Source organism: Bizionia sp., assembly GCF_048259285.1.
In the GTDB taxonomy this organism is placed as follows: Bacteria; Bacteroidota; Bacteroidia; order Flavobacteriales; family Flavobacteriaceae; genus Algorimicrobium; species Algorimicrobium hallyeonense.
The window spans coordinates 1-7,140 of the sequence record NZ_JBLXHU010000069.1; the positions used below are offsets into that span (position 1 = coordinate 1).

General features: G+C 36.9%; 6 protein-coding genes. 5 read left to right on the forward strand and 1 reads right to left on the reverse strand.

Features of this window, described 5'->3' with window-relative positions:
• The 5 genes from ACN0QX_RS14760 to ACN0QX_RS14780 form a co-directional block, all read left to right on the forward strand.
• The coding region (locus ACN0QX_RS14760; protein WP_417198061.1) for a hypothetical protein at positions 1 to 435 on the forward strand (435 nt) is incomplete at its 5' end.
• Positions 436 to 505: 70 nt separating this feature from the next.
• Positions 506 to 682 (forward strand): hypothetical protein, encoded by a 177-nt coding sequence (locus ACN0QX_RS14765; protein ID WP_180782516.1) that lies wholly within the window; start codon positions 506 to 508, stop codon positions 680 to 682.
• Between the two features lie 319 nt (positions 683 to 1,001).
• Entirely contained in the window at positions 1,002 to 3,398 is a 2,397-nt protein-coding gene (locus ACN0QX_RS14770; protein ID WP_417198063.1) for a reverse transcriptase family protein, read from the forward strand.
• On the forward strand, positions 3,398 to 3,769 hold the full coding sequence (locus tag ACN0QX_RS14775) for a hypothetical protein (protein ID WP_140145172.1): 372 nt from the start codon (positions 3,398 to 3,400) through the stop codon (positions 3,767 to 3,769). The genes ACN0QX_RS14770 and ACN0QX_RS14775 overlap by 1 nt, the downstream gene beginning before the upstream one ends.
• Positions 3,766 to 5,499 carry a hypothetical protein gene (locus ACN0QX_RS14780; RefSeq protein ID WP_417198066.1) on the forward strand — a complete coding sequence of 578 codons (1,734 nt, stop codon included), beginning with the start codon at positions 3,766 to 3,768 and terminating at the stop codon, positions 5,497 to 5,499. Before ACN0QX_RS14775 ends, ACN0QX_RS14780 begins: the two co-directional genes overlap by 4 nt.
• Positions 5,500 to 6,126: 627 nt before the next feature.
• Here the strand turns inward: ACN0QX_RS14780 and ACN0QX_RS14785 are convergent.
• Positions 6,127 to 7,140: DNA polymerase (locus ACN0QX_RS14785; protein ID WP_417198068.1), on the reverse strand; the 1,014-nt coding region annotated here is incomplete at its 5' end.

The window sequence follows — 7,140 nt, forward strand, 5'->3', positions numbered from 1 at the left end:
ACCTCACGATCAGTTCGAGTGACTGACCGTGGATTTATCAATCCATTAAGGAAATTAAACATGAAAAAGTTAGTAGTAACAGCTCTGTTGGTTACGAGTTTTGGAGCATCAGCAGGTCTATTTAGCTTGAATGCGGATGATGCAATCCAGACAATTAAAGAAGGCAGTCCAGAAGGTTGCCCTTACGCGATAGGGGACATGATAGGCTCGGCATTCGCCAATGAAACATGGAAATCAGGTAAAACCAAATCGGGGCGAGTTTTCGTTGATATTGAAGGTGATGTGAATTTCCGTAATCAAGAGCAGAAAGCATTTATGGAATTCGAAGTTGATGGAGATGAGTTTTGGCTCAACACATTGAAGCTAAATAACCAGTACCAAAGTCAGATGATGGCTCGTAGCTTTGCTAATCACTTATGTGATTCGGTTAAGTAAGTTGTGGTATTAAATCGTAAGGGCAGTATCGAGAGGTATTGCCCTTTTTTACATCTCAAAAGGAGCAAGTATGCAAAGCAAAACTTTCTCACAGTCATCGTCTCAATCTAAAAAGAACGCAGGTATTCGTGCGGCTAAAGTTGGTGCCGCTATTGGGGCTAGGTATTATGGGCCTTATGGCGCTTTAGCTGGGGGAATTTCAGGCTACATTTTAGGAAGTATAGCTGATGAAGTCATCGATGACTGAGAGCTAGATGAGCAGGGGGGGAACCTCTGCTTTTTGTTAACACAATCATTTTAGTTTTTATGGAAATTTGAACTATGAAAGGTGCTTTGGTAACATTAATGGGCGCACTCCAGATTAGTTAAGTCGTTGCGTTATTTTTTGATCGTTCTAGTAGTTTCTATTAGACTGTCAATTAGTTAGCAACTGGCTTGTTACGTGTAACACGTAGCGTTTAGTCACAACCGATATTTTATAAATAAATTTATAAAATATCCCTGATAGATTTCGACGATTTTTTCGCGCAAGCGCGATGAGTGATCTGGAGTAGCGCGACCTCTTTATGAACAATGCATCAATTTCATCTCACAAACCGTCAAACCGTGATTTAGATTCAATTTTTATGGCTTTTGAAAAATGGCTTAAAAATCGTCCAGAGTTTGATACTGCGATTTTGCGAAAACGCAAATGCTGGCCCATTACAGCGAAACACTATAAAAAATTCACTATCAAAAAACGCAATGGTTCCAACAGAGAGCTTGTCGTAGTAGACAAGAATCTCAAAGAACTTCAATCTAACTTAGCTGCTTACTTTGCTCAGAACTACGAAGTTTCAGACTATGCCTACGGATTTGTTCCTAAAGAACCAGAGCGAAGAATCGGGGGTAAGGAGCAATCAGAGTTACTGGTAGAGAAACTTAGACCAAAAGGCGTAATAACTAATGCTTTATCACATACAAATAAAAAACTTGTGATAAGTATGGATTTGAAGGATTTTTTTCCGACTATAACATTTCCTAGAGTTATGGGGCTGTTGAAAAGTCAGCCTTACAATTTCACTAATAAACAAGCTTCAATACTTGCATCAATGGTTTGTCTACCTAAAGATGTTGATGACAAAAGGGGGTTGCCGCAAGGGGCGCCAACATCGCCTATGATATCTAACTTAATATGCAAAAAGCTGGATTTTCAACTGGGTAAAATGGCAAAGAAGTATGATGTTAGTTATACAAGATATGCTGATGATCTAACATTTTCAACAAACAATTTAAAGCGTGTATCTGCTAATAAAATTGTGCATGAAGCTACTAAATGCGTCGAAAGAAATGGATTTAGAGTAAATGTAGACAAAACAAAAGTGATGTATAGTAACCAAAGGCAAATGGTTACCGGAATATTAGTGAACGAAGGATTAAACCTGCCAAAAAAACATGTGGATTCAATACGAGCAACTCTAAATAACCTCGAGCATAAATATAAATCTGTAGATGAAGCAGTCGTGGGTTTTTGGAAAATAGGTAAGAAAAATTCTTATGATTCCTTTGTTCCTCTGGGGTATTACATTGGTGGTTATAAAGGGCGCTATATTAAGGCAGTTAATAAGGGTTTTAAGGGCAACAAACCCACTTCAGACAAAGAGTTCAATAAGGTTTATGCGCTACACCTATTGGGTCGAATTTTATGGTATGGACAAGTGGTAACTACTTCAATTGGTGAACCATATGCTCTAACAAAAAGGAAGTATATATCACCAAAACAGCATTCAAGAATTATTAAATTTGAAGAAATGCTGGCTTCTTATTATCGTATTTCGATGAAATATCATTGGCCTGTCGAACATATAATTTTAAGATTGGCCAATAAACTTCCTCATCTTCAATCTTTAGTTAAGATGAATCCTAGTTTTTTATTAGATTCTATATTACTAAATGTAGAGGAAAACGAATTAAGAGAGAAATTTTTAAAATTAGGACTCAAGAAAGAAGAATATACCGAGTTTTTTGAATCCGCACCCTCAAGTTTACAACGGATTTTAAGAGTAGAAAATCGTTCACATACTAATTTTAGTCATAATACAATTAAAAAATGTATCGAACATGGCTGGCAGGTCCCATCTAAACAGCAATTGCTATTTCAAGATCTGAATACTGGTGATCTTGCTGATCTTTTTCATAAGAGTAGTGACAAGCAAGGACATAATGTAGAGAAACTTTTAACTAATTTGGTAAGAGTGACTAGGCCACAGTTAAGGTATCTTTCACCAAACATAAAGGCCAAAATAGTGGCTGTTCATAAAGAGTTATTGGATCTTGTTAGGACTGAAGGGGGCGATGTATGCATAGATTTAGAAAACGAAACCAAGAAAACTGAGCTTTCTTTACAAGCTATCCGAGACTTAAAATCTGCAATTCGTCTATATGATAACGACACAGATAATTTTTATCAAAAAGTAGTACTACATGCAGTGAATAGATCTGGGGCTGTTAATATTTTTTCTATTGATAAGGATAGTATGGCCTCAAGGATTGTCACTGATATTAAGGCTTGGCAGGATGCATTGACAAAGGTGCTTATGAGTATAGTGCAACACACTGAAAATTTAAGTAATACTGCAAGTCAAAAAGCCTATACCATAAAATTTAGGGATAAAAATCCAGTAACTGGCGAACCTAGAGCCGTTGAGATCTATCGCTTGAACCACAACTTACCGTTTAAAAAAGAACTAGATATTGATAAATCTAAAAGCAAAGGTCGAGTTATGAAATGGTTGACTGGTGGAGATCTTTCATCAGCAGTAAAAAGCTTTCTCTCGATAGGAGACATTTTTGTACATGGTAAGTTTCTAGATTGTGATGATTTTACAGTCAATTTAACGGAACACGTATACGTAAAAGAAAAACATGAAGAAATTGATAAATTAGGAAAGCTCTTTATAAGCCTGAAGGAGGTTAATGACTAATGTTGAACATCATCTATTTTGAAGATGAACGCCGTCCGGACAGGAACAAAAAGTATAAGGCTTTTATTTTAAAATCTGGTTACAGCAATATTATAAAATTTATGCAAGATATCGATGTTGATACGATGTCACTTTTGGTTGCTGATGGGGTGATTTGTCACTCTGGAATGGTGGGATATGAACTAGTTAGCCATTTTGCTAAGTGCAATAACTGGCCAATGCTCTCCTACTCAGGAACTGTGGATAGTACCCCATACCTACGAGAAAATAAATTTAATAAAAATCAGTTTAGTGTTGACAGTGATTACTTTGAGTTGGTTCTTCCTGAATTTATTGAGCGTTGTAATACAATAAAGGAAAGAAAAAATTGAGTTATCCTTTTAAACTGAATAATTCATATATCGGATTCTTGTTTGATGACGATGGTTGTTTCAATGTTTTTAACTTGGTTAGGATATTAAAAAATGACGCTGATTGGGGTGAATTATTTATAGATGTTTGTGATTTAGATTCTAAGTATCAATCGTCTATAGTATCGAATTTTTCATCTTTTATTAATGTATATTCTTCTATAAAGAAAATCGACATTAAATGTGCATCTTTAATGTATTCCAATGTCGATCAAAAAATGATCGACATCATGTCAGAGAAACAAGCGTTTATACAAGATAACAAAACCCTTATTTTTGATATTAACATCAGTTCTCATAAAAACAATCCAAAAGATCCACATTATGTAAAAAATGTAAGAGGTGCGATATTACTTTCTTTGGTTCAAGATCTAATGTCTGTCGGAAAGTTTGGAGATAAGGTGACCATATTTGATAAGCGGTCTCCTATTTTATTGCATTCGGCCAGTTCATTTTTGCACAATGAAGAAAATGCAGTGATAATGTGGAAAATGTTGAATTATATTGAGAGTGAAGACAGATTTAATAATAAGGCTGAGATAAATAGAAGAATTAATTTAGGCCTAAGAGAAAGGCGGGAGTTAATAACTTCATTGTCATTGGTTACAAGAAAGTTATCAGATGATTCTACTCTAAATTATTTGGTTGATTGTCTTAAAAAAAAGTTGGATTTACCAAAAAATATTTACCTTGATAAAAATAAAATAAATCTTTGGTTTGTGGATGATCAGCAGGCAAACGGTTGGTTTAGACTTATGAGCAGTATGATTCCAAGCTCTCATATCGAGATTAAGCCATTAAATGGAAAAGGCGATGTTGAGATGCTACTTGCATTGGCGGCCAAAACTAAGGATTTCGAAATACCAGACTTAGCCCTGGTTGATCTTCGGTTAACTAGCAGTGATGATCAGGTGGAAAAATATAATCCTCAAGATTTGAGTGGGTTTGAGGTTGTCAAAAGGCTTCTAGATGAATGGGTTGGTTTATCTGTTATGATTGCTTCTGCATCAAGTAAGCTATGGAATATGGAAAAAGCTATAGAGAAAGGCGCTGTAGCCTATTGGCGAAAGTCAGATGAACTTCTGAGCAATGAAATAGAGAGTCCTATTTTAACAGCTTTTGACATACACAGTCAGTTTGTTGTTAAATTAATCGTTGCTCTTGAAAGAGTTAAATATAAGTATATATTTAAAATTATGGAATTAATTCGGATCGCCGCTAAATCTCTTGATTCAAGTCATAAAAGCCTTCAACTTTCTATTGAAAACTATTTTCGAGATATTGAACAAAAAACTGTATGGATGTGTTGGAATAAAACTAGTGAGACAAAAATTAATGATAGCCTTTGCTTAGGAGTTATGGAAGTATTCAATGAGCTAGAGAATATACTTTGGGACCCAGACACTGAAAAATTAATACTTTTCCCAAATAAGAAAGCTCAACGACGTAATAAGAATTCAGACAGTCAAGTAATAAATGATACTCTAGAGTGCATGGATGAAAAATATGATATAGGTGGTTTTGGATTACTGTCTCAATATGAAAAATTCAAAGGTATAAGAAATAAACTTCCTACTATCCATGGTTCTCATTCTGGACAGGATATTAAACATGCAACTATAATTAATATAGAAACCTCTTTGTTAATAATATGGAGCTTATTAAAGGAACTAAATTTAGTTAAGATGTAGTAATATGCATTAATTTTAAAATCAGTTAAGAACAAAGTTCCGATTGTTGACAGCTATTATATTTTAATTAATAAAGTAGTTATGGATGTTAAATGAGTTTGCTTATGGCGACGTTGCTCTTCACTTTGTACTAATCACTGAAAAATAGGATTGCTGTTCTAAGAGAGGTCTCAGACCTCTTTTTGATTTTTCTCTATTAGTGTTTTTACGTAATCACCAGCTTGCGAGCGTTGTCCTTATAAGAGCCGAGCAATTCTAAGCACTAGGTGAAAAAATTCTATGTCCTCGTAGACAATAACTCGTTTGGCTATAGGCGTCTCATCAACGTAAGACAAATTTTTCGACTACTATCTATTGGCAAGCACTAATGGCAACTCATGAGCCACTAGCCAAAGATCACTATTCTTGGTTTTGGTACAGCTCTTTGTTGCCATAACTAAAAATTGAGGGGGAGCAGCCCCCAGTGTATATAGGACCTTGCACACGCTTAACTCAGTATCAGAGGCCATTGTTTGCTCTGGCCATTTAAGTAAATAATGACTTACCTACATATCTACACTGGATACTGACTTGAGATGGACACAAATCCTGAATGATAAATCTATTAGGTTTTGCGGCCAGTTCCGGTCATTTAGTTAGCCACACATCGAGAGTGTTCGGATCACCATCTTTGGTCCAACAATCTGGTTGGCCTATGTTTATATCGGCTCTAATCTTCAACTGTGGGTACATTTCCTGAACTACTTGGGTCATGATCTGTGCAGTTAACTCACTGACTTCATTGAGATGTTCTTTGGGCACTTCGAAAACAAAGGCATCGTGCATCGCAACGATCAATTTGGCGTTGTAACCTTTATACAATTGATGAAGTCGATTTCCGGCTGCTTTGAATAGTGCCGCAGCTGTACCTTGTACTGGCATGTTCACCATCCAGTTTTTCTCAGTATGGCCGCGCTTAGCATCCAATTGGCTGTGACGGTGCAATCCCGTTGCAGTGCTAACATGCCCTCTTAGAGCGCCATACTGGGGCATTTTCTCAATGGCTTTTTGCAGTTCGGGAAACATCGATAGAAACTTATCCATCAGTTCCGTGGCCTTGTTGACACTGATGTTGAGTTTTTTCGCTATTCCGAAGCTGGTGATACCGTAAATTAGGCCTAGGGTGCATTGTTTCATGATGGCTCGTTTCTCAGGATATTTTTCTTTGAAGACCGCTGAATCGCAGGTGCTGTATTCCGGTTCTAACTCTGCGCTGAAGAACTCTTGGGCCATCGCTGTGTAAAGATCGCCTTGGTTATACATCTTGACTAAGTTTGAGTCGCCATACACGCCAGCAGCAATCGCTACCTCAATCTGTGCAAGATCGACCTCTCCAATCGCGTAACCGTCTTGTGCAACCACTAATGGACGAAGGACAGTAGGAAGACCTAAGATATTTGGCGCAACGGTAGCCTGTCGGCCTGTCGCCGCCGTAAGCTGCTTTTGTTCTGGGTGAACCCGTCCGTCAATACCGACAATGCCACGCTGTAAAATGACGTCTTTGTAGACAGAATCGATGTGCGTATATTTTGCCAAGAATGCCACCGCTGGGTGTAAAGCATAGTTCTTGCTTAGCATTTCACGTTTAAAACTATAGTCGTC